Here is a 21,336-nt window from a genome sequence, read left to right on the forward strand (position 1 = left end):
TAGAGCCAAATTTTTTAGGATTTTCATTTGTTTGAATAGTAGATAACAAATGATAATTTGACCAAAAAACTCCCGTTTCAAACAAAGAAGTATCTACTTTCACCCCTTCACCTATTTTTGTCCTTTGTAAAATGGCTGATACGACACCTAATGCTCCCCAAATCCCACTTCCTTGGTCTAGAATAGATACTGGTATTCGGGATATCTCCGATGAACCGGTAATACTTATTAAACCTGTTTCAGCCTGTAAAATGGCATCGTAGCCTGCTTTAAAACGGTCAGGACCATTCTGCCCATAAGCACTTAAACTACAGTAAATGAGACGGTTATTATATTCTTTGAGTTTTTCAAATCCTAACCCTAACTTTTCCGCTTTCCCAAGTCTCAAGTTTTCTACAAATACATCTGCATCAGCAATCATTTCATATATAAAATCAAGCGATTCTTGTAACTTTAAATCCAAAACTACTGATTTCTTATTTCGGTTTATATTAATGAAGTATGTGCCGTCCTCTTTAACAATCGGTGCCATCTTTCTCGCTTCATCACCACTACCCGGCCTTTCTATTTTAATAACTTCTGCTCCTAAATCTGCTAAAATCATAGTTAGAGTAGGTCCAGAAATATTAGTTGTTACATCTATTACTTTAATTCCTTGTAGTGGTAGCATGTTATCCCCTCCCTTCAAGTTTATTAATCATTTTCTTAGTTAATATAGTTGCATCCTTCATTGCACCTATTTCAATACCTGTTTGAATATTCATATCCTCCAAAAGCTGTACAACACCATTTGTTGACACATTTCCGGTTGCACCAGGTGAAAAAGGACACCCACCTAATCCAGCTAGTGAACTATCAAACTTGTCTATTCCAGCTTGTAACGCCGCAATGATGTTGGCAAATGCAAAACCATTTGTATCGTGGAAATGAGCAACAAATACCACATAAGGATGTCTTTCTTTTAATGCTTTAAAACGGTCATAAACGATCCTGGGATTTGCTTGCCCATTTGTATCTCCTATTACTACTTCATCTGCTCCATTAGCAACAAAATGGTCGACAACATAACATACTTTTTCAAAACAAATGTTTCCTTCAAAAGGACAATTAAAACTCATAGAGACATAAGCACGTATGAAAATAGCATTTTCTTTAGCTTTTTGAAAAATCTTCGTACACTCTGACAAAGATTCATCAATTGTTCTTTTGATATTTCGCATATTAAAGGTCTCAGAAGCCCCAACAAAAACTGCTATTTGAGGTACTTTAAAGTCAATTGCTTTTTCTAAGGCTATCAAATTTGGTGTTAAAACAATAAAATTCATTTCTATCTCATGACAAAATTGAATAATTTCTATCGCATCTGCCATTTGAGGTACTACTTTTGGATGAACGAAAGAAGTAGCTTCAATTCGTTTTACTCCCATTTTCTGCAATCGAAGGATAAGTTTCTTTTTTTCCTCGGTAGTAACTTGTACTGGCTCATTTTGTAAACCATCCCGTGGGCTAACGTCTATAATTTCAACTTGTTTCGGAAAAAGCATTTGAACACCTCTAATACGATTTAGGCAAATGAAGAACATGTTCCCCTATATAGGAGAGGATCAGGTTGGTTGATATAGGTGCAACTTGATATAATCTTGTTTCTTTAAACTTTCTTTCGATATCGTATTCAGTGGCAAATCCAAATCCGCCATATGTTTGTAAAGCAACATTCGCAGCTTCCCATGAAGCATCAGCAGCAAGCAACTTTGCCATATTTGCTTCAGCTGCGCATTTTTTACCTTCATCAAATAGTTGTGCAGCTTTTTGACGCATTAAATCAGCAGCTTCAACATGAATATGTGCGGTAGCTATAGGAAATTGAATACCTTGATTTTTACCTATTGGACGATTAAAAACGACACGTTCATTTGCGTAATTGGTTGCATGTTCGATAAACCACCGACCATCTCCAACACATTCGGCTGCTATTAATATCCTTTCGACATTCATACCGTCCAAAATATAGCGGAACCCTTTACCTTCCTCGCCAATCAAGTTTTCAACAGGGACTTTCAAGTTTTCTATAAAGAGCTCCGTAGTTGCATGATTCATCATTGTTTTAATCGGTTGAATTTCTAATCCATGTCCAACAGCATCGCGTAAGTCTACAAGTAATACGGATAATCCTTCACTTTTTTTAGAAACTTTTTCAATTGGTGTAGTTCGAACAAGCAGTATCATTAAATCTGAATGCTCCGTCCGTGAAATAAATACTTTTTGCCCGTTAACAATATAATAATCGCCTTCTTTAACAGCCACTGTTTTTAAATTGGTTGTATCTGTACCCGTGTTTGGTTCAGTTACACCAAACGCTTGAAGTCGAAGAGTCCCATCTGCAATTTTCGGTAAATACTTCTCTTTTTGTTCCTTCGAACCATGTCTTAGAAGCGTACCCATCGTATACATTTGTGCATGACATGCTCCTGAATTACCTCCAGATCGATTGATCTCTTCTAATATTATGGATGCTTCTACGATACCTAATCCCGCTCCTCCATATTCCTCAGGAATTAGTGCACCTAAAAAGCCTGCATCTGTTATTGCCTTTACAAATTCAGTTGGATATGCATCTTTTTCATCCAACTCTCTCCAATATTCTCCTGGGTATTTTTTGCAAACATTGCGTACACCTAAACGTAATTCTTCTAAAAAATCTATTTGCTCTTGAGTATCACTCATAAACTCACTCCTATCGTCCCTTAAAAACTGGTTTTCTTTTTTCATTAAATGCTATTACACCTTCTAACCGGTCCTCAGAATGGACAACTTTTTTATAAGTCTCAATCTCAAATTGTCTAGCCTCGTCTGTCTTCATTGAAATACTCTTATTTACTACTTGCTTTGCCCCCATAATACCTAACGAAGCATTAGAGGCTATTTTGATTGCTAAATCGAGACCAACTGACTGAAGTTCATCATCTTTTACAAGTTTATTTAACAAACCCGATTGATAAGCCTCCTGAGCATCAACGATTCTTCCTGTAAATAACCACTCTTTAGCTATATGGGAGGCTACACGCTGTGGTAATAAGCGAGCTCCGCCACAGCCTGGCATAATACCTCTTGTAACTTCTGGAAGTCCAAACTTAGCATTCTCGGAAGCTATTATTAGGTCACAGTTTAGCGCTAATTCAAATCCTCCTGCCAAAGCAAATCCATTTACTAGAGCAATAGTTGCTTGTGGCAAATCTTCTAATGCATATACCATTCTTTCAAACAAATAATGCTGATTTCCCCATTTTTCATCAGACATTCCTTGGCGTTCTTTTAAATCAGCTCCGGAACAAAATGATTTAGGATCTGAAGAATTTAAGATAACAACCTGTATTTGTTTATCATTCGTGATATTTTGAAAAATAGTTAATAACTGCTCAGCCATTTCGGTATTAAACGAATTTCTCATTGCTGGTCTATTCAATGTAATTTGGAAAATATTCTTTTGATCTCCTAGAAGCTCCGTTAATACATAACTCATTATGGTCACTCCTTTAATGGGTATGTTCTATACCTATAGATGCACGTGTCACTCCTCGATTAAATGAAGCATCCAATGCAGCCGGAATGTCCTCTAACGTGTAATTACATGCAAGAATTTCACTAAACGGGAATTTCTCTATGTTCAAACTTAGAAATTTTAATGACTTATATAAATACCAAGGTTCATAACGAATCAATCCCATTACGGTGATATTTTTTCTTGTCATAACTCCTGGATCAAATTCTGTTAACTTCCCTGGAGAAATATTTCCTATAGAAATATATTTTCCAGCAGATTTAATGAGATGAATACCTTCAGCGAATGCTGCAGGTACACCCGTTAATTCCATTACCACGTCTGCACCAATACCATTTGTTAAATCCATTATCCTGTCAATACGTTCTTCAAGTGTTTTGTATTGTTCGATGGAAATCGTTTCATCTGCTCCAAATTTCTTTGCCAATTCTAATCGATTGGGAACACTATCTATTACAATTACTCGCGCCCCAAATGTTTTGGCAACTGCTGTTGCATTTAATCCTAGACCTCCAGCACCTTGAATTACTATGGTTTCTCCATACTTCAAACCAGATTTTTCAATCCCAAAATATACTTGCGAAAGAGCACAATTAGCTCCAGCGGCTACTTCATCTGGGATATTCCCAGGTACTTTATAAAAATATTGATTTGGGTGAATATAATAATGGGTAGCAAATGATCCATGAAAATGAGGAAACTCCTTTGCATCTTTGCTCCAATACTCGTATGCGTTATCACATAAGTTAAAGTAACCTTGCAAACAATGTTTACATTTCCTACAAGTTATAAAGTAGGCTGCAGCAACACGATCACCAATTTGTACTGGTTGTCCGGCATAATCCGTTGTTACTCCTTCTCCTAAGTCCACGATTTCCCCAACCATCTCATGACCCATAACTCCCGATTTTTTAGTCGGATGTAAGCCCTTCCAAATATGAAGTTCAGAACCACACACATTTGTTCTTCTTACCTTTACTAAAATAGAGCCATGTCCAGCTTTCGGTATTTCATATTCTTCAAAAATCATTTTTTCTGGTTCTGTCATTACCGCAACTTTGCCCTTCATCAAAAGTCCCCCTTATTATCCCTATAATAGGAATGTCATGACAATAATCTAAAAACTACTTTACAATATATCTTTAATTACAAACTTATATACTTCTAGCTTTGTAATCTTTTAAATCCACATCGGATATTGTATCCAATTTATTTTTTAAAAAATTCCTGTCTATTTCAAAACAAGAATACCATTAAAAGTAATTGAAGTAAACTAAATATTTTAATATATCAGTTAATTTTAATTGCATAGAATTATATATGTGAAACAAAAGTATACTATTCATTTAGATTGGTTTATTTCTTTGTCTGCATACCAATCGTTTCCATAAGAATCGTTAATGACGATGGCAGGAAAATTCTCAACCGTAATTTTCCTAACTGCTTCGGTACCCAAATCCTCATATGCTATAACATCCATACTTTTAATAGTACGAGCAATTAATGCCCCAGAACCACCGATAGCAGCTAAATACAGAGATTTGTTTTTTTTAATAGAATCAACTACCTCTTTTGAACGATAGCCTTTCCCTATCATTCCTTTTAAACCATAGTCAAGTAAAGAAGGTGAATATTTGTCCATTCTCTCACTTGTTGTTGGACCCGCGGAACCTATGATTTGTCCTGGCTTTTGTGGAGTTGGCCCTACATAATAAATTACTTGACCCTCAACATTAAAAGGAAGAGATTCCCCTCGTTGAATTGCCTCGTACATCCTCTTATGTGCAGCATCTCTAGCGGTATAAATAGTTCCCGTTATTAAAACTCGGTTACCGGATTTTAAACTATCAATTGTCTTTTGATCAAAAGGCGAGATAATTTTAATAGACAGCAATAACATCTCTCCTCTACATAATTATTTTTTTGTGTCTACTGGCATGGCAGTTTAAATTAATCGCAACAGGAAGTGAAGCAATATGACATGCTTCCATTTCAATCTTTACATCTAAAGCTGTAGTATTTCCTCCCATACCTTGTGGTCCAATACCTAATTTATTTATCTCCTCTATTAAGTCCTTTTCTAAAGTAGATATCTCTTTAGATATGTTTCGAAATCCAATCGGACGAAATAATGACTTTTTCGCCAAGTAAGCACATCTCTCAAAATTACCACCAATTCCAACACCTACTATAAGTGGTGGACAGGCATTTGGCCCAGCTATACGAACTGTTTCTATGATAAAATCTTTCACACCTTGCAGTCCATCTGATGGTTTTAACATTTTCATAGAACTCATATTTTCACTACCTGCTCCCTTTGCAGATAGATTCAAAATTAATTGATCGCCGGGCAGTAGCTCAATGTGAATAACTGCTGGAGTATTATAAGTAGTACTTGTTGTTCTACTAATAGGATTTCCAACAATTGAGTGACGTAAGAAACCATCACTATATCCTTTTACAACTCCCTCATTAATGGCAGAATAAAGGCTCCCCCCTACAATGTGACAGTCTTGGCCAAGTTCAACTATTAAGACTGCAACTCCTGTATCTTGACACATCGGAACTCGTTCTTCTTTAGCAATAACGGCATTTTCAATTAGTTGTTCTAATATATATTTTCCATTTTCCGATGTTTCGGTTTCCAAAGATTTTTTAAATGAGTCAAACACATCACTACCTATATCAAAATTTACATCCTGACATGCTTTACTTACCTTTTCTACAATATCTTCATAATGAATAATTCGCATATGCACGCTCCCATATTCTCAATCATTAGTTGGAGATTCATAAGTTAATAATGTCTTTGCTTTTTTATACATTGGATAATCAATTAATTGATTTTGATAACGTATAGATGCATCACCTTTGTTTTCAGCTTCTTCAAAAACTCGAACTAATTTTTGTGCGTCCATTAATTCTTTTTTAGTTGGAGAAAATAAATCATTTACAATATCAATTTGGTTTGGATGAATAATCATTTTCGACTTAAATCCAATATTTTTTCCACATAGTACACTTTCTTTTAAGCCCGCTATATTATTTAAATCTGTATATATTGTATCTATTGGGGATTGAAGTCCTGCTGCTCTTGATTCATTTACAATCTTTGAACGGGCATATAATAGCTCCATGCCACTAGTTGAAAGTTCACATCCAATATCTAACGAATAGTCGATAGATCCGTATGCTAACTTTGACACCCATCTATTAGATTTTGCTATTTCATATGTAAAATGTATACCTTTAGCTGTTTCTATTAATGGGATAATCTCCATCATTTCTTGCGACTCATTTTTAATGAACTTACATATTTCTTCTATATTTTCTGCCGACTCTGCTTTCGGTATCATGATCCGATTTATCCCAATTTCAATAGCACTTAAAATATCTGATTGCCAAAACGGTGAATTAAAGTCATTTATGCGAAGTAATATTCTTTTCTTGTTCATCCCTATTGCTTGTGCAAGCTTTAATCTAGCATTTTCTTTTTCCACATGAGCTACCGAATCTTCTAAATCAATTATTATAGCATCTGCTTTGCTTTCTAATGCTTTAGAAATCATTTGGTGTTTTGTAGCTGGTACAAAAAGATAAGAACGTTCCATAATTATTCACCTCTTTTACTCTCCACCAATAAAAACCCTTTATTTCACTTCTCTATATACTTCCCCTTGCTATCAATAATTGGAATAAGTCCTTTGCCGACTCTAGAAATATGCTGACTAATTAAATCTCCCGCTTTCAAAGAATCATTTTCTTTCACGGCTTTTAATATTTCTCGATGTTCGCTATTCGATGTTCCAATTTGATTTGGAAGTAAGTATGGGGTATGCTGCGGAAATCCACTCCATAAATTCTCTATAAATGACTTCAGTTTATTCATTTGACAACAACTCATTAATTCAGAATGAAATTGTATATTGATTTTAACAAAATCCTCAATATTAGATGTTTTTCCCATTTCTTCTACTAATTCTTCTAGTCTACTAATGACAGAACCATTCATATTTTCTACACTATCTTTCACCGCTTCTTTTTCAAAAATACTGCGAAGATAGTAAATTTCTTGTACTTCATCAATACTAAATGTTCTTACAAAAGCTCCTTTATGTGGTTCTATAATGATCAAGCCTTCTGTTTCTAATTGTTTAAATGCCTCACGAATTGGCATTCTACTAACACCTATAGAATTTGCTAATTCGTCTTGAACTAAGCGTTGTCCTGGTTGCAGTTCTCCATTAAGGATTGCTTGTCGAATGACACGGCAAACCTTTGTCGGAATTGTCTCAAAATCTAGATTATCTAATCTTAAATTATTTCCTATTCCCATCCTTTTCATCTCATTTCAGTTTTCTTTGTAAAAGCATGAAACAGGTTATTGAATCCAATAACCAATTTACTTATATAAGTTATATTATACCACCTGAATAATTGCAATATTTAATATTTTCAAATAAAATATAATTCTATCATGGTTATAAAATATTCTTTATTCTCTTATTGAACATTCTACCTCCCTCTGTTTAAATGGCAAAAGTTTAATTTTTATTCCTCTCCGCATTCTTGGCACACGGAAAAGACGCTCACCATTTTGAGGCAAGCGTCTTTTCATAGATATTATTTCAATAATCCCTGTTTTAAATCATTATGCCATTGAGAAAGCATTGGTATATCCTCTTCTGTAATTGTTCCGGCTTCTTTTGCAGCGGTTGTTAATGCTTCATAATTTGTTAAACTCACAAAGGAAATACCTGCTTCTTTAAATGCTTGTTCAGCTTTTGGTAGTCCATATGTAAAAATACTTACTACACCCAGTACTTCTAATCCTTCTTTTTGAAGAGCTTCCACCGCTACTAGACTGCTCCCACCTGTGGAAATTAAATCTTCAATTACTACTACTTTTTGTCCTGCAATTACTTTACCTTCAATTTGATTGCCACGGCCATGCTCTTTTGCTTTTGACCTGACATACATCATCGGAAGTTCCAATACATCACTCACCCACGCTGCATGAGGAATACCCGCGGTTGCTGTACCTGCTACTGCTTCTGTTCCAGGAAAGTTCTGTTCGATTGCTTCTGCTAAACCTTGTGCAATCTCTTTTCTAACAATAGGTGAAGACATGGTAATTCGGTTATCACAGTAGATTGGCGATTTAATGCCAGAAGCCCATGTGAAAAGATCATTTGGTTTTAATTCCACGGCACCTACTTCAAGAAGCGCTTTGGCAATTTTAGATTCTAAAGTCATGCATTTTCCTCCCACATTTTCAAAATAGTTTCATAAGCTTGTACAGGGTTTTCGGCGTTTGTTATTGCTCGACCTACCACAATATGAGAAGAACCAAGGATTCGTGCATTTGCAGGAGTTGCAACACGAATCTGATCATGTGCTTCTCCTTCTGCTAAACGGATACCAGGAGTAACGCGTAAGAATTCCTGACCACAAGCATCTGCAATTTTTTTTGCTTCCAATACCGAGCAAACGACTCCATCTAATGTAGCTGTTTTAGCTAGTTCCGCATAATGAACAACAGATGCGTCAATCGTCGTTGGAATCAGCTGTTCTTGTTGCATTTGCGCTTCAGATGTAGAAGTTAGTTGGGTTACAGCAATGATGGAAGGTCTTGTACTACCAGTTGGTGTCCCTGCCTCTAACCCTTCACGTGCTGCAATCATCATAGCCGCTCCACCAGCAGCATGGACGTTTACTAAATCTGCTCCTAAACGAGCAAGACCTCTCATCGCTTGGCCTACTGTATGTGGAATATCATGTAATTTCAAATCAAGAAATACATCATGACCCATTTCTTTCAATTTATATACGATAGAGGGTCCTTCTTGTAAATATAATTCCATTCCTACTTTTACAAATAATGACTGTTCAAATGGAGTTAGAAATTTGTATGCATCTCCTGCAGAGGCAAAATCTAATGCAATTATTGGACTGTTTTTCATAGACGGTGACTCCTTCCAACTAAATCAGCTACTGTTTCAAAGCCAAGTTCATCTAATTTTTGGGGAAGTTGTTCGATTAACGTCGGACATATGAATGGATCTACAAAGTTTGCTGTTCCTACAGCGACCGCACTTGCTCCAGCCGATAAGAAATCAATGACATCATCAATGGTAGAAATACCACCCATTCCAATAATGGGGATAGATACGTGTTTAGCTACATCGTAAACCATGCGAAGTGCCACTGGTTTGATGGCGGGACCTGAAAGACCTCCTGTTACATTTGCAATTACTGGACGACCAGTTTTTGTATCTAAACGCATACCGAGTAATGTATTAATCATAGTAATACCGTCTGCTCCACCTGCTTCTACCGCTTTTGCAATTTCTACAATATCCGTTACATTTGGAGATAACTTCATATACACAGGGACAGATGAAACTGCTTTTACCGCCCTTGTCAATTCTTCCGCAACAAAAGGATCAGTTCCAAATGTAATCCCGCCTTGTTTAACATTTGGACAAGAAATATTTAGTTCTAGTGCGTGCACATTTGGTGCTTTTGAAATGGCTTCTGCTACAGTGACATAATCCTCTGTTGTGTATCCCGCTACGTTTGCAATAATCGGTACTTCGTATTGTTCAAGCCAAGTTAGTTCATTTTCCATCACTTTTTTTAATCCAGGATTTTGTAAACCAATTGCATTTAGCATTCCAGCTGGCGTTTCTGCCACACGTGGTGTTGGATTACCTAATCTCGTTTCAGGCGTTGTTGCCTTAATCATAATTGCACCCAGCTGTGACAAATCGTATAATTGTGCATACTCCTTTCCGAACCCAAAGCAACCAGAGGCTGGAATGATTGGGTTTTTTAAGGAAAGTCCTGGTAATTCGATTGCTAATCTATTCATACTCGAACCACTCCTGACGGGAACACTGGACCATCTGAACAAACCTTCACATAATCAGCATCTATTTTCTCAGTTGTATCGCAAACACATGCAAAACATGCTCCAATTCCACAACCCATACGTTGCTCAAAAGATAAATAACCTTGTTTTTCCGGATACATTTTTTCAAGTGCAGCTAACATCAGTGTTGGACCACAGCTATAGTAAACTTCAAAATCATCGTCCAACATTTCTAAAACATTTGTTACGAATCCAGTAGAGCCATAGCTTCCATCTGCCGTTACGATATGGGTATCTCCAAGTTCTTGAAATTGTTTTTCATAAAAAACAACATCTTCCGACTGAAATCCTAATACATGGATAGGTTGTACACCTTTTTCAACTAGTCTTTTCGATAGCTCATATAGCGGTGGTACACCAATTCCTCCACCAACTAGCAAAGCCTTTTGACCGGCTTCTATTTTATCATCCGGAAACCCATTTCCAAGAGGTCCAAGTACATCGACTTGGTCTCCTGGTTTTTTCTCAGAAAGAAGGGTAGTTCCTCTGCCGTCTGCTCGGTATATCATTGTAAATTCTAATGTAGCTTCATCTATGGAAGAAATACTTATTGGTCTTCTTAACAAAGGTTCCATTTGATCAGAAACTCTTAGATGGACGAATTGACCAGGTTGTTTCATATCCAGTACTAGTTGCCCAGTCAAAGTGAGCTCAAAAATGTTCGTCGCAATGACTTTTTGTTGGACGACTTGCATTTGTTGTTGTCTAATCATGCTTTAACCTCCTGATGTTTCATCGTTTCAGTAGAGAATGTCATTGATTCAATTACGCGTAGCATTGCTTCCGCCGTGTCTAAGGAAGTTAAACATGGGATTCCATTTTCTACAGACTCTCTACGAATACGGAATCCATCACGTTCAGGCTGCATTCCTTTTGTTAATGTATTAATGATAAATTGCGCTTCCCCTTTTTGAATTACATCTAATAGGGTAGTTCCTTTTGCACCGATCTTATCCACGATGTCTACAGGAATCCCAGCATTTTTAATTGCCGCCGCAGTTCCTTGAGTCGCCATAATTCGGAATCCAATTGCATAAAATCTTTTCGCAATGTCTATGCCTTCTTCTTTGTCTTTATCCGAAATGGTCATTAAAACTGTACCATGGTCTTTTATTTCCATACCTGCTGCTACTAAACCTTTATATAACGCTTTTTCAAGTGTAATGTCTTTCCCCATTACTTCTCCAGTAGATTTCATCTCAGGTCCAAGCGTAATGTCTACTCGACGAAGTTTCGCAAAACTGAACACTGGTACTTTTACATATACACCTGGACTATTTGGAGCAAGACCTGGTATGTACCCTTGTTCTATGATTGATTGACCCAAAATTGCTTTTGTAGCAATATTCGCCATAGGAATAGATGTGATTTTACTTAAAAATGGTACTGTACGACTTGAACGTGGATTTACTTCAATCACGTATACCTCATCTTTTGAAATGACATATTGAATATTCATCAATCCAACAATTTTCAATCCCTTTGCAAGTCTTGTTGTATAATCTACCAGTGTTTCAATGTGTTTTTGTGAAAGCTTTTGTGGCGGATATACAGCAATTGAATCTCCTGAATGGACTCCTGCACGCTCTATATGTTCCATAATTCCTGGTATTAATACATTTTTCCCATCACAAATTGCATCTACTTCTATTTCTGTGCCTGTTAAGTATCGGTCAATCAGTACCGGTTTTTCTGGGCTTGCTTCCACCGCATGCTCCATATAATGTTTGATCTCGTCTTCGGTATATACAATTTGCATTGCACGTCCACCAAGTACATAAGAAGGTCTAACTAGTACTGGATATCCAATTTCATGGGCAATACTTGTAGCTTCTTCTACAGAAACAGCCGTTTTTCCAAGTGGCTGTGGAATATCTATTTCATGAAGAGCCGCCTCAAATTTGTTACGGTTTTCTGCACGATCAATGTCTTCTAGCGTCGTACCAAGAATTTTAACGCCTCTTTCTTCAAGGCCAGCAGCTAAGTTGATCGCTGTTTGTCCTCCAAATTGTACAACTACACCTTTTGGCTGTTCTAAATCAACGATGTGCATGACATCTTCCAGTGTAAGTGGCTCAAAGTATAATTTATCTGAAATGGAGAAGTCGGTAGAAACTGTTTCAGGATTATTATTGATAATAATTGCCTCATAGCCAGCTTCTTTAATCGCCCAGACGGAATGGACAGTTGCGTAGTCAAACTCAACTCCTTGACCGATTCTAATCGGACCAGAACCTAGTACAATTACGCTTTCTTTTTCCGTACGAATGGATTCATTTTCCTCCTCATACGTTCCATAGAAGTAAGGTGTTTCTGACTCAAACTCCCCTGCGCAAGTATCGACCATTTTATAGACTGGTATAATTCCATTTTCTTTTTTGAAGTTATATACTTCTAATTCTTTTACATTCCAATATTTCGCAATCGTATTATCTGCGAAGCCCATTCGTTTTGCTTTATATAACACTTCTGTATTGAAAGGATTTGTTTGGATAACTTCTTCATACTTCACGATATTTTGAAGTTTGTTTAGGAAGAATAAATCAATTTGGCTCCACTCATGAATTGTTTCAACAGGTACTCCACGACGAAGTGCCTCTCCGATGAAGAATAGACGTTCATCTCCTGCATGACGAATTCGTTTTTCCATCCATGCATCTGTAATGGACTCACTGTTTTTCATTTCGATATGAAAATGACCTGTTTCCAGTGAACGAACTGACTTAAGGATCGCTTCTTCAAATGTACGACCAAGTGACATTACTTCACCAGTCGCTTTCATTTGTGTTCCAAGATTACGTTTAGCCGATTCAAATTTATCGAATGGCCATCTTGGAATTTTCGCAACAATATAATCCAATGCTGGCTCGAAGCAAGCGTATGTTTTTTGTGTTACGGGATTCATCATTTCATCCAGTGTAAGACCAACCGCGATTTTAGCTGCCAGTTTTGCAATTGGATAACCAGTTGCTTTGGAAGCTAGCGCAGAAGAACGACTTACACGTGGGTTAACCTCGATAATATAGTAATTGAAGCTATGTGGATCAAGTGCTAATTGCACATTACATCCACCTTCAATTTTAAGTGCACGAATAATTTTTAGAGAGACATTTCGAAGCATTTGGTTTTCACGGTCAGACAATGTTTGTGTTGGAGCAACTACGATGGAATCTCCAGTATGAATTCCAACAGCATCGAAATTTTCCATATTACAAACAACAATTGCATTATCAGCCGAGTCACGCATTACTTCGTACTCAATCTCTTTAAAGCCAGCAATCGATTTTTCCAGTAAACATTGAGTAACTGGGCTGTATTTTAATCCACTTGTAACAATCTCAGCTAAATCTTTGTCATTATAGCAAATACCGCCGCCTGTTCCACCCATCGTAAATGCCGGACGAACGATAACTGGGTAGCCAATTCGTTCAACAAATGCTTTCGCTTCATCAAGATTATGTATAATATCACTATCTGGAACTGGTTCATTTAATTCATTCATCAGTGTACGGAATAGATCACGATCTTCTGCTTTGTGAATTGCTTCTAGTTTTGTACCTAATATTTCGATTCCGAGTTCATCTAAAATTCCAGATTCATCCAGCTCAATTGCCATGTTCAATCCAGTTTGTCCACCCAGTGTAGGTAAAATTGCATCTGGTCGCTCTTTACGAATGATTTTACTTACAAATGGTAATGTAAGAGGTTCAATATAAACTTTATCTGCAATTTCTGTGTCTGTCATAATTGTTGCGGGATTGGAATTCACTAAAATGACGCTATAGCCTTCTTCTCTAAGTGAAATACATGCTTGTGTACCAGCGTAGTCGAATTCAGCAGCTTGGCCAATGACGATTGGACCAGAACCAATTACTAATATTGTTTTTATGTCTTTACGTTTAGGCATGTGAATTCCCCTTTTTACCTTCAGCATTCATTAGTTCGATAAATTCGTCAAACAGATGTTTTGAATCTTCTGGACCTGATGATCCCTCTGGGTGGAACTGAACACAAAATACCGGAAACTTAGTATGCTTAACCCCTTCAACTGTGCCGTCATTTAAAGCTATATGTGTTATTTCTAAGTCAGTTTGTACGATGGAATCTGCATCGATTGCATAACCATGGTTTTGAGAAGTTAACTCTGTTCTTCCCGTTCTTAAGTCTTTAACAGGATGATTTCCGCCGCGATGACCAAATTTCAACTTGAAGGAAGTGGCACCACTTGCAAGTGAAATTAGTTGATGTCCTAGACATACTCCGAAAATCGGTACTTTTCCGATAATTCCTTTGACCATTTCGATTGCTTCAGGAATAGCAGTTGGATCTCCAGGTCCGTTAGATAACATAACACCATCCGGGAACATACCTAGAATTTCAGAAGCAGATGTGTTATAAGGAACAACAATAATATCGCAATCCCGTTTGTTTAGTTCTCTTAAAATACCGTGTTTCATACCAAAGTCCACTAGTACGACTCTTTTTCCACGTCCTGGACTTGGATATGGACGAGTGATCGAAACTTGTTCTACTACGTTTCTAGGGATTTCAGTTGCTTGAAGTTCTTTTACTACTTGTTCCACATTCATTTCTTCATCTGCATTTGTAAGTCTTCCTTTTAACGAACCATGCTTTCGAATAATACGTGTTAGCTTTCTTGTATCAATTCCTTCAATTCCAGGAACGTTTTTTGCCTGTAAAAATTCACTCAAAGTACCCGTACTTCTGAAATTCGATGGTTGTTCAGCAAGCTCCCTTACAACAACTCCATATAGTCCAATTGTAATTGCTTCAAAATCATCAGGATTTATGCCATAATTTCCAACCATTGGATACGTAAATGTTAATATTTGACCACAGTTAGAAGGATCTGAAATGGATTCCTGATAGCCTGTCATTGCAGTTGTAAAAATTACTTCCCCAATTGTCCCTGCTTCGCTTCCAAATGCAATTCCCTTGAATACCGTACCGTCCTCTAATATTAAACATCTAGTTTTCAAGCTTGTTCCTCCTGCCATACGATTTCTCCGTTATACATAGTAAGTTGAGGCCATCCATTGCAAGCCCATCCGTGAAACGGTGTACTTTTTCCTTTAGATACAAATGCTTCTTTATCTATTCTTTGTTCTTTTTCTATGTCCAATAAAACTAAATCGGCTGGTGCTCCTACTTCAAGTTTTCCAAATTCAAATCCGAAGACCGCTGCTGGTTTGATGGTTAAGTAATCTAATAGTTGTTTGAGTGTCCATTCCCCAGTTTTTACGAAGTGCGTATATAATAGCGGGAAAGCTGTTTCTAATCCAACAATTCCGAATGGAGCTTTTTCAAATCCTAATGACTTCTCTCCATCTGTATGGGGGGCATGATCCGTTGCGATAAAGTCTAAAGTTCCGTCTTCTAATCCCGCGCGAAGTGCCATCATATCTTCTTTAGCTCTAAGTGGAGGGTTCATCTTCCAAACTGCATCATTAGAAGGAATATCGTCCTCACAAAGTATTAAATGATGTGGACTTACTTCGGCCGTCACATGAATACCAGCTTTTTTAGCATCTCTTATTACACGAACGGATTCTTTTGTACTGACGTGGCATACATGATAGTGAGCTCCTGCTGCTTCTGCGAGTAAAATGTCTCGCGCAATATGTACTGATTCTGAAACTGATGGTATACCTTTTAATCCAAGCTCTTCGTTTCTTTTTCCTTTATGTATTACACCACCGTATATTAGTGTGTTATCTTCACAGTGAGCGACAATAGGAATATTAAATTTTGCTGCTTCCTCCATTGCTTCAAGCATAGTCCCTGCCGCTTGAACACCAACACCATCGTCTGTTAAAGCAAATGCTCCCAGTTTTTTCAAAGACTCGATATCTGTTCTTTCTTTACCTGCTTGTCGAATTGTAATGGAACCATAAGGCAAGACACGAACTAGTGCATTTTTTTCGACTAGCTCCAAAACATGGGAGAAGTTTTCTACAGTGTCAGGTACTGGTCTTGTATTTGGCATTGCGCAAATGGTTGTATACCCTCCTTTAGCTGCTGCTTTCGTCCCTGTCTCAATCGTTTCCTTCTGCTCTCCACCTGGTTCACGAAGATGTACATGTACATCTATGAATCCTGGTGAAAGTATGTATCCCTTACCATCTATGCGTTGTGCGTCAGTTGCTGTGACATTCGATCCAATTGCTGCAATCCTACCATCTTGAACTAATACGGCAGTCGTCTCTAATTTACCTGCATTGTTAACTATTTTAACGTTTTGAATAATTTTTGTCATGTTATTCTCTCCCTCTCAAAATCATCTCCAAGATAGCCATTCGAACATAAGTACCGTTTTCCATTTGCTTAAAAATCCTTGACCGATCGCATTCTATTAGTTCATTTGCTATTTCCACGTCTCTGTTGAATGGGGCTGGATGCATGATAATTGCATCTTTTTTCATTTTTCGCTCTCGCTCAATTGTTAGACCATACATTTGATGATACTGTTCTTTAGAAAATGCTGTCTTCCCATCATGTCTTTCGTGCTGAACACGGAGCATCATGAGAACATCACTATCTTCTACTACCTCATCAAATTCATTTAGCGCTTCAAACTCACCTTGCCATTCGGATGGGCAAACAAATCGGACTTTTGCGCCTAATCTTGTGAGTGCATCTGCATTAGAGCGGGCAACACGGCTATGGGCAATATCTCCTACAATTGTAATTACTTTATCTTGTAAAGTGCCAAATTCTTCCCAAATTGTATAAATATCAAGAAGACTTTGCGTCGGATGATTTCCTGTCCCGTCTCCGCCATTAATAATCGCAGTATTAACTTTTCCAACTAAATCTTCAAAATAATTGTTTTGTTCATGCCTAATTACTAATACATCTAGGCCAATGCATTCTAAAACTTTTACTGTGTCATAAAGTGTTTCGCCTTTTAATGTACTTGAGAAACCAGTTTCGAAAGGAAGGACTTCTAAATTTAGTTTTCTTTGAGCCATTTCAAAGCTCATCTTAGTTCTAGTGCTAGGCTCAAAAAAGAGGTTCGATACTGTGTATTTATTTGTCAGTGTGGAGGTAGCACCATCACGAAATGCTTGTGCTAGGCTTAATATCTCATGTATTTGGTCTACTGATAAGTCTTTCATTGATACTAAATTTTTCATGAAAATCCACCTTTCTTTCTCGTCCATTAATTACTATTTACGAAATAAAGTTAAAACCTCCTCGAAAAAGTCTCGAGAAGGTTCGTTTTTGCATAGACAAGTAATTGGATCATATTACATATCCCCACTTGCTACCCGAACCTTTTGTCGACTCACTGTTCGACTTATTAAAAGGTCTATTTAGTTTGTTGTAAATCTATTCCCTCTGCTTGTTTTTTACCAGGTAGGATAAGATTTAATATAACTCCGATAATTGCTGCTAAAGCCATTCCTTCAATGCTAAGTGCTTCTGTCACGATGAACTTTGCTCCACCGATTCCTATTACAAGAATTACAGATGCAATGACTAAATTACGACTATTGCCAAAATCCACTTTTGCATCGACTAACATTCGCAATCCACTTGCTGCGATTATCCCAAATAACAGGATCGATACACCGCCCAATACTGCTGTTGGTATCGTAGAAATGACCGCCATGGCTTTTCCAAAGAATGATATTAGTATAGCCACAACAGCTGCTCCCAAAATGACATAAACACTATATATACGAGTTATTGCTAACACTCCAATATTTTCACCGTAAGTCGTTTTAGGTGGGCCACCGATAAGTGCGCTTACTAAAGTTCCTAAGCCATCACCTAGTAATGATCTATGCAGTCCAGGTTCTTTTATATAATCTCTTTCTACAACTTTGCCTAACACAAGCTGATGACCAATATGCTCCGAGATCGTTACGATGACAATTGGGACCATCACTAGCAAAATATTAGGAGTAATAACAAAGTCATAATCTACTCCTGGTATTAAAAATTCTGGTAAAGCGAATAATTTTGCTTCTTTTATTGGGGTAAAGTCAACAATTCCAATGATGATGGAATAGATGTAACCTACAACTAATCCTATTAAGATAGGCATTGTACTAATGATATTTTTGAAGAATACCGTACAGACAATTGCTGTAAATAAAGTAATCAAAGCCGCTGAGAAATGTAGGAAGCTATAATCTTTTAAGCCTGTACCAGCATTTGTTATATTCATCGCCATATCAACTGCTACACCAGATAGCCCTAATCCAATGACCATGATAACTGGTCCAACTACGATTGCTGGTAATAGCTTCATGATCCATTTATAACCACTTTTCCAAATGACTAGAGATACGATTCCGTAAACTAACCCTACGAAAACTGCACCGATCATGGCATTTCCTGGATTAATAGCTTTTCCAGATTCATCTAATCCATTTACTGCGATAATGATTGGTGCAATAAAAGCGAAAGAAGAACCTAAATATGCAGGTACTTGGAATTTCGTTACGAGTAAGAAGATTATAGTTGCAATCCCACTTGTTAATAATGCAATTGCTGGACTTAAACCTACTAGCTGCGGTACTAATATGGTCGATCCGAACATGGCAAACATATGTTGAAAACTTAAGGTGACGAGTTGCCCACCTGATGGCTTATCATTTACATCTAAAATGGCATTTGACATGAATTTTCCCTACCTTTAAATAGATTCTTATTCGTATATAGATACTGCATCTACTTCGTCTGTTTCCGTAACTTTAACAACAATTCTCTCACCGCTTGAGGTGGGTATATTTTTCCCAACATAATCTGCTCGAATTGGAAGCTCACGATGACCTCTATCGATTAAAACAGCCAGTTGAATTTGTGATGGTCTTCCTAAATCCATGACTGCATCCATCGCTGCTCGGACAGTGCGTCCCGTATATAACACATCGTCCACAAGAATAACTTTTTTATCCTTTACATCATGGGTTATGTCAACTTGCTGTACTAATGGCTCGCCCGTATCATTCTTTAAGGATAGATCATCTCTATACAACGTAATATCAAGCTCACCTGTTTTTATGGGCTTGCCCTCAATACTTTCGATTTTATCTGCGAGACGTTTCGCTAAAAAAGCTCCTCTAGTTTTGATGCCTACTAGAATACACTCTTCAATACCTTTGTTGCGTTCAATAATTTCATGTGCAATTCTTGTGAGTGCTCGATTTATCGCTTGCTCATCTAGAATATTTGCTTTTTCTCCCACCATTTTTCATCCCCTCTGAATAAAATAAAAAACCTTCTAAGCTCGAGAGCCTAGAAGGTTGTAAATGCGCAAGTAGAGTGATTCCTATAAATCCGCAGATTGATAGCGAGTCACGTTCACATGTACCTTCTCAGCCTCTCTGGACTGTTATTAAAGGTGAAGCTATATAGTTTTTTATTATTTCTTTCATTAGTATAGAATATTAATCCTCATTAATCAATGATTGATTTCGTAAATTTTGTATTAAATCATTAAAATCTTCAGGCAATGGATAAGAAAACTCTAAGTATTCTCCCGATTTCGGATGAATAAACCCTAATAATCCCGCATGTAAAACTTGCCCGTCAAAATTAATCGTTTTTTTCGGACCGTATTTTGGATCTCCCGCAAGTGGATAACCGATATACTTCATATGCACTCGAATTTGATGCGTTCGACCAGTTTCTAATTGGCATTCAACTAGTGAAAATTTATCAAATCTTTCTAACACATGGAAATGAGTAACTGCATGTTTGCCATTATCCACTACTGCCATGCTTTGTCTTTCTCTTTTATCACGTGCGATAGGTGCATCAATTGTTCCTTTATCATGCGCTATACGACCGTGTACAATTGCTGTGTATTTACGAGTAACTGTTTTCTTTACTAATTGATCAACTAAAGATACATGGGCTACATCATTTTTAGCAACCATTAATAGACCAGTCGTATCTTTGTCAATACGGTGCACTATTCCTGGACGCATAATCCCATTAATACCTGACAAATCTTTGATCTGATGCATCAACCCGTTAACTAGTGTACCAGTAGTATGTCCTGGCGCAGGATGTACAACCATCCCACGAGGTTTATACACAACTACTACATCTTCATCCTCATAGACAATTTCTAAATTCAAGTTTTCAGCTTCGATATCCAGTGGCACTGCATCTGGAGGTGTTACGATAATAACATCTCCTGCTTTCACTTTATAATTCGATCTTGCTGGTTCATTATTCACGGTAACATGTCCATCTTTAATAAAACCTTGGATCTGTGTACGTGACCAATCTGACTCAAAAGATGCAAGTGCTTTATCAATACGCTCTTTTGCTTGTTCATTTTCAATAATAAATGTTAAATCTTCCATTACTTCACCTTTTTCTTTTCAGCTCGTTCTTCTTGAAACACGAATACTATTACCATTACAACTCCAACAGTTAGTGCTGCATCCGCCACATTAAAGATTGGAAATTCATAATTGATAATTGGTATTAAAATATCGACGAAATCAACTACTTCGCCTCTCCAAAGTCGGTCAATAAAGTTCCCTATTGCTCCACCAAGTAGCACCATCAAACCAATTTGAAACATTGGTTTACCTTTTGCTTCTTTATGAAAGTAGTAGACAATTCCAATGATGACGATGACAGTAACAATGGTAAAGAATCCTATTTTTCCTTGTAGAATGCCCCAGGCTGCTCCTCTATTCCTATGAGAGAGTAGCGCTAGGTAAGGGTCCCACATAATAATTCGTTCACCAAATGTCATATTTTTAACGACAAGCCATTTTGTCCATTGATCTAACGCAATGACAAAAGCCGCCAGTCCATAAAATTTCCACACATTATTTCCCCCACATAA

General features: G+C 37.2%; 21 protein-coding genes. All 21 read right to left on the reverse strand.

Annotated features, from left to right (window positions below; genetic code table 11):
• A partial coding sequence (locus tag LDK52_RS09370; protein ID WP_277585696.1) for a CaiB/BaiF CoA transferase family protein occupies positions 1-670 on the reverse strand: 670 nt, incomplete at its 3' end.
• Position 671: 1 nt separating this feature from the next.
• On the reverse strand, positions 672-1,544 hold the full coding sequence (locus LDK52_RS09375; RefSeq protein ID WP_277585697.1) for a hydroxymethylglutaryl-CoA lyase: 873 nt from the start codon (positions 1,542-1,544) through the stop codon (positions 672-674).
• 10 nt (positions 1,545-1,554) lie between these two features.
• Entirely contained in the window at positions 1,555-2,724 is a 1,170-nt protein-coding gene (locus LDK52_RS09380; RefSeq protein WP_277585698.1) for an acyl-CoA dehydrogenase family protein, read from the reverse strand.
• Positions 2,725-2,734: 10 nt separating this feature from the next.
• Positions 2,735-3,520 (reverse strand): enoyl-CoA hydratase/isomerase family protein, encoded by a 786-nt coding sequence (locus LDK52_RS09385; RefSeq protein ID WP_277585699.1) that lies wholly within the window; start codon positions 3,518-3,520, stop codon positions 2,735-2,737.
• Positions 3,521-3,533: 13 nt separating this feature from the next.
• Positions 3,534-4,628, reverse strand: coding sequence for a zinc-binding dehydrogenase (locus tag LDK52_RS09390; RefSeq protein WP_277585700.1), 1,095 nt, complete (start codon positions 4,626-4,628; stop codon positions 3,534-3,536).
• Between the two features lie 273 nt (positions 4,629-4,901).
• A complete protein-coding gene (locus LDK52_RS09395) occupies positions 4,902-5,453 on the reverse strand; it encodes a Fe-S-containing hydro-lyase (protein ID WP_407081807.1) in 552 nt (183 codons plus the stop codon).
• 13 nt (positions 5,454-5,466) lie between these two features.
• Positions 5,467-6,312, reverse strand: coding sequence for a fumarate hydratase (locus tag LDK52_RS09400; protein WP_277585702.1), 846 nt, complete (start codon positions 6,310-6,312; stop codon positions 5,467-5,469).
• Positions 6,313-6,330: 18 nt separating this feature from the next.
• The gene (locus LDK52_RS09405) at positions 6,331-7,170 is read right to left on the reverse strand and encodes an HpcH/HpaI aldolase/citrate lyase family protein (protein WP_277585703.1); all 840 of its coding nucleotides are present in this window, start codon (positions 7,168-7,170) and stop codon (positions 6,331-6,333) included.
• Between the two features lie 44 nt (positions 7,171-7,214).
• Positions 7,215-7,895 carry a GntR family transcriptional regulator gene (locus LDK52_RS09410; protein ID WP_277585704.1) on the reverse strand — a complete coding sequence of 227 codons (681 nt, stop codon included), beginning with the start codon at positions 7,893-7,895 and terminating at the stop codon, positions 7,215-7,217.
• A 287-nt stretch (positions 7,896-8,182) separates the two neighbouring features.
• Positions 8,183-8,815, reverse strand: a complete 633-nt coding sequence (gene pyrE / locus LDK52_RS09415; protein WP_277585705.1) for an orotate phosphoribosyltransferase — start codon at positions 8,813-8,815, stop codon at positions 8,183-8,185.
• A complete protein-coding gene (pyrF, locus tag LDK52_RS09420) occupies positions 8,812-9,522 on the reverse strand; it encodes an orotidine-5'-phosphate decarboxylase (RefSeq protein WP_277585706.1) in 711 nt (236 codons plus the stop codon). Before pyrF ends, pyrE begins: the two co-directional genes overlap by 4 nt.
• Complete coding sequence (locus tag LDK52_RS09425) at positions 9,519-10,433, reverse strand: dihydroorotate dehydrogenase (protein WP_277585707.1); 915 nt, start codon at positions 10,431-10,433, stop codon at positions 9,519-9,521. The genes pyrF and LDK52_RS09425 overlap by 4 nt, the downstream gene beginning before the upstream one ends.
• Positions 10,430-11,206 (reverse strand): dihydroorotate dehydrogenase electron transfer subunit, encoded by a 777-nt coding sequence (locus tag LDK52_RS09430; protein WP_277585708.1) that lies wholly within the window; start codon positions 11,204-11,206, stop codon positions 10,430-10,432. The genes LDK52_RS09425 and LDK52_RS09430 overlap by 4 nt, the downstream gene beginning before the upstream one ends.
• Entirely contained in the window at positions 11,203-14,400 is a 3,198-nt protein-coding gene (carB, locus tag LDK52_RS09435) for a carbamoyl-phosphate synthase large subunit (RefSeq protein WP_277585709.1), read from the reverse strand. Before carB ends, LDK52_RS09430 begins: the two co-directional genes overlap by 4 nt.
• A complete protein-coding gene (locus tag LDK52_RS09440) occupies positions 14,393-15,493 on the reverse strand; it encodes a carbamoyl phosphate synthase small subunit (protein WP_277585710.1) in 1,101 nt (366 codons plus the stop codon). Before LDK52_RS09440 ends, carB begins: the two co-directional genes overlap by 8 nt.
• The gene (locus tag LDK52_RS09445) at positions 15,490-16,770 is read right to left on the reverse strand and encodes a dihydroorotase (RefSeq protein WP_277585711.1); all 1,281 of its coding nucleotides are present in this window, start codon (positions 16,768-16,770) and stop codon (positions 15,490-15,492) included. The genes LDK52_RS09440 and LDK52_RS09445 overlap by 4 nt, the downstream gene beginning before the upstream one ends.
• A 1-nt stretch (position 16,771) precedes the next feature.
• Positions 16,772-17,650, reverse strand: coding sequence for an aspartate carbamoyltransferase catalytic subunit (locus LDK52_RS09450; protein ID WP_277585712.1), 879 nt, complete (start codon positions 17,648-17,650; stop codon positions 16,772-16,774).
• 176 nt (positions 17,651-17,826) lie between these two features.
• On the reverse strand, positions 17,827-19,146 hold the full coding sequence (locus LDK52_RS09455; RefSeq protein ID WP_277585713.1) for a solute carrier family 23 protein: 1,320 nt from the start codon (positions 19,144-19,146) through the stop codon (positions 17,827-17,829).
• A gap of 27 nt (positions 19,147-19,173) precedes the next feature.
• Positions 19,174-19,716, reverse strand: a complete 543-nt coding sequence (gene pyrR, locus LDK52_RS09460; RefSeq protein WP_277585714.1) for a bifunctional pyr operon transcriptional regulator/uracil phosphoribosyltransferase PyrR — start codon at positions 19,714-19,716, stop codon at positions 19,174-19,176.
• Positions 19,717-19,915: 199 nt separating this feature from the next.
• A complete protein-coding gene (locus LDK52_RS09465; RefSeq protein WP_277585715.1) occupies positions 19,916-20,842 on the reverse strand; it encodes an RluA family pseudouridine synthase in 927 nt (308 codons plus the stop codon).
• The gene (gene lspA, locus LDK52_RS09470) at positions 20,842-21,318 is read right to left on the reverse strand and encodes a signal peptidase II (protein ID WP_277585716.1); all 477 of its coding nucleotides are present in this window, start codon (positions 21,316-21,318) and stop codon (positions 20,842-20,844) included. The genes LDK52_RS09465 and lspA overlap by 1 nt, the downstream gene beginning before the upstream one ends.
• Between the last annotated feature and the right edge of the window lie 18 nt (positions 21,319-21,336).

Origin of the sequence: Psychrobacillus antarcticus, assembly GCF_029533155.1 — a bacterium.
In the GTDB taxonomy this organism is placed as follows: domain Bacteria; phylum Bacillota; class Bacilli; order Bacillales_A; family Planococcaceae; genus Psychrobacillus; species Psychrobacillus antarcticus.

Excerpts from the sequence above, each read along its gene's own strand:
- LDK52_RS09375 (WP_277585697.1), bottom strand. The coding sequence starts at position 1,544 with ATGCTTTTTCCGAAACAAGTTGAAATTATAGACGTTAGCCCACGGGAT.
- LDK52_RS09380 (WP_277585698.1), bottom strand. The coding sequence starts at position 2,724 with ATGAGTGATACTCAAGAGCAAATAGATTTTTTAGAAGAATTACGTTTA.
- LDK52_RS09385 (WP_277585699.1), bottom strand. The coding sequence starts at position 3,520 with ATGAGTTATGTATTAACGGAGCTTCTAGGAGATCAAAAGAATATTTTC.
- LDK52_RS09390 (WP_277585700.1), bottom strand. The coding sequence starts at position 4,628 with ATGAAGGGCAAAGTTGCGGTAATGACAGAACCAGAAAAAATGATTTTT.
- LDK52_RS09400 (WP_277585702.1), bottom strand. The coding sequence starts at position 6,312 with ATGCGAATTATTCATTATGAAGATATTGTAGAAAAGGTAAGTAAAGCA.
- LDK52_RS09405 (WP_277585703.1), bottom strand. The coding sequence starts at position 7,170 with ATGGAACGTTCTTATCTTTTTGTACCAGCTACAAAACACCAAATGATT.
- LDK52_RS09410 (WP_277585704.1), bottom strand. The coding sequence starts at position 7,895 with ATGGGAATAGGAAATAATTTAAGATTAGATAATCTAGATTTTGAGACA.
- pyrE (WP_277585705.1), bottom strand. The coding sequence starts at position 8,815 with ATGACTTTAGAATCTAAAATTGCCAAAGCGCTTCTTGAAGTAGGTGCC.
- pyrF (WP_277585706.1), bottom strand. The coding sequence starts at position 9,522 with ATGAAAAACAGTCCAATAATTGCATTAGATTTTGCCTCTGCAGGAGAT.
- LDK52_RS09425 (WP_277585707.1), bottom strand. The coding sequence starts at position 10,433 with ATGAATAGATTAGCAATCGAATTACCAGGACTTTCCTTAAAAAACCCA.
- LDK52_RS09430 (WP_277585708.1), bottom strand. The coding sequence starts at position 11,206 with ATGATTAGACAACAACAAATGCAAGTCGTCCAACAAAAAGTCATTGCG.
- carB (WP_277585709.1), bottom strand. The coding sequence starts at position 14,400 with ATGCCTAAACGTAAAGACATAAAAACAATATTAGTAATTGGTTCTGGT.
- LDK52_RS09445 (WP_277585711.1), bottom strand. The coding sequence starts at position 16,770 with ATGACAAAAATTATTCAAAACGTTAAAATAGTTAACAATGCAGGTAAA.
- LDK52_RS09450 (WP_277585712.1), bottom strand. The coding sequence starts at position 17,650 with ATGAAAAATTTAGTATCAATGAAAGACTTATCAGTAGACCAAATACAT.
- LDK52_RS09455 (WP_277585713.1), bottom strand. The coding sequence starts at position 19,146 with ATGTCAAATGCCATTTTAGATGTAAATGATAAGCCATCAGGTGGGCAA.
- pyrR (WP_277585714.1), bottom strand. The coding sequence starts at position 19,716 with ATGGTGGGAGAAAAAGCAAATATTCTAGATGAGCAAGCGATAAATCGA.
- LDK52_RS09465 (WP_277585715.1), bottom strand. The coding sequence starts at position 20,842 with ATGGAAGATTTAACATTTATTATTGAAAATGAACAAGCAAAAGAGCGT.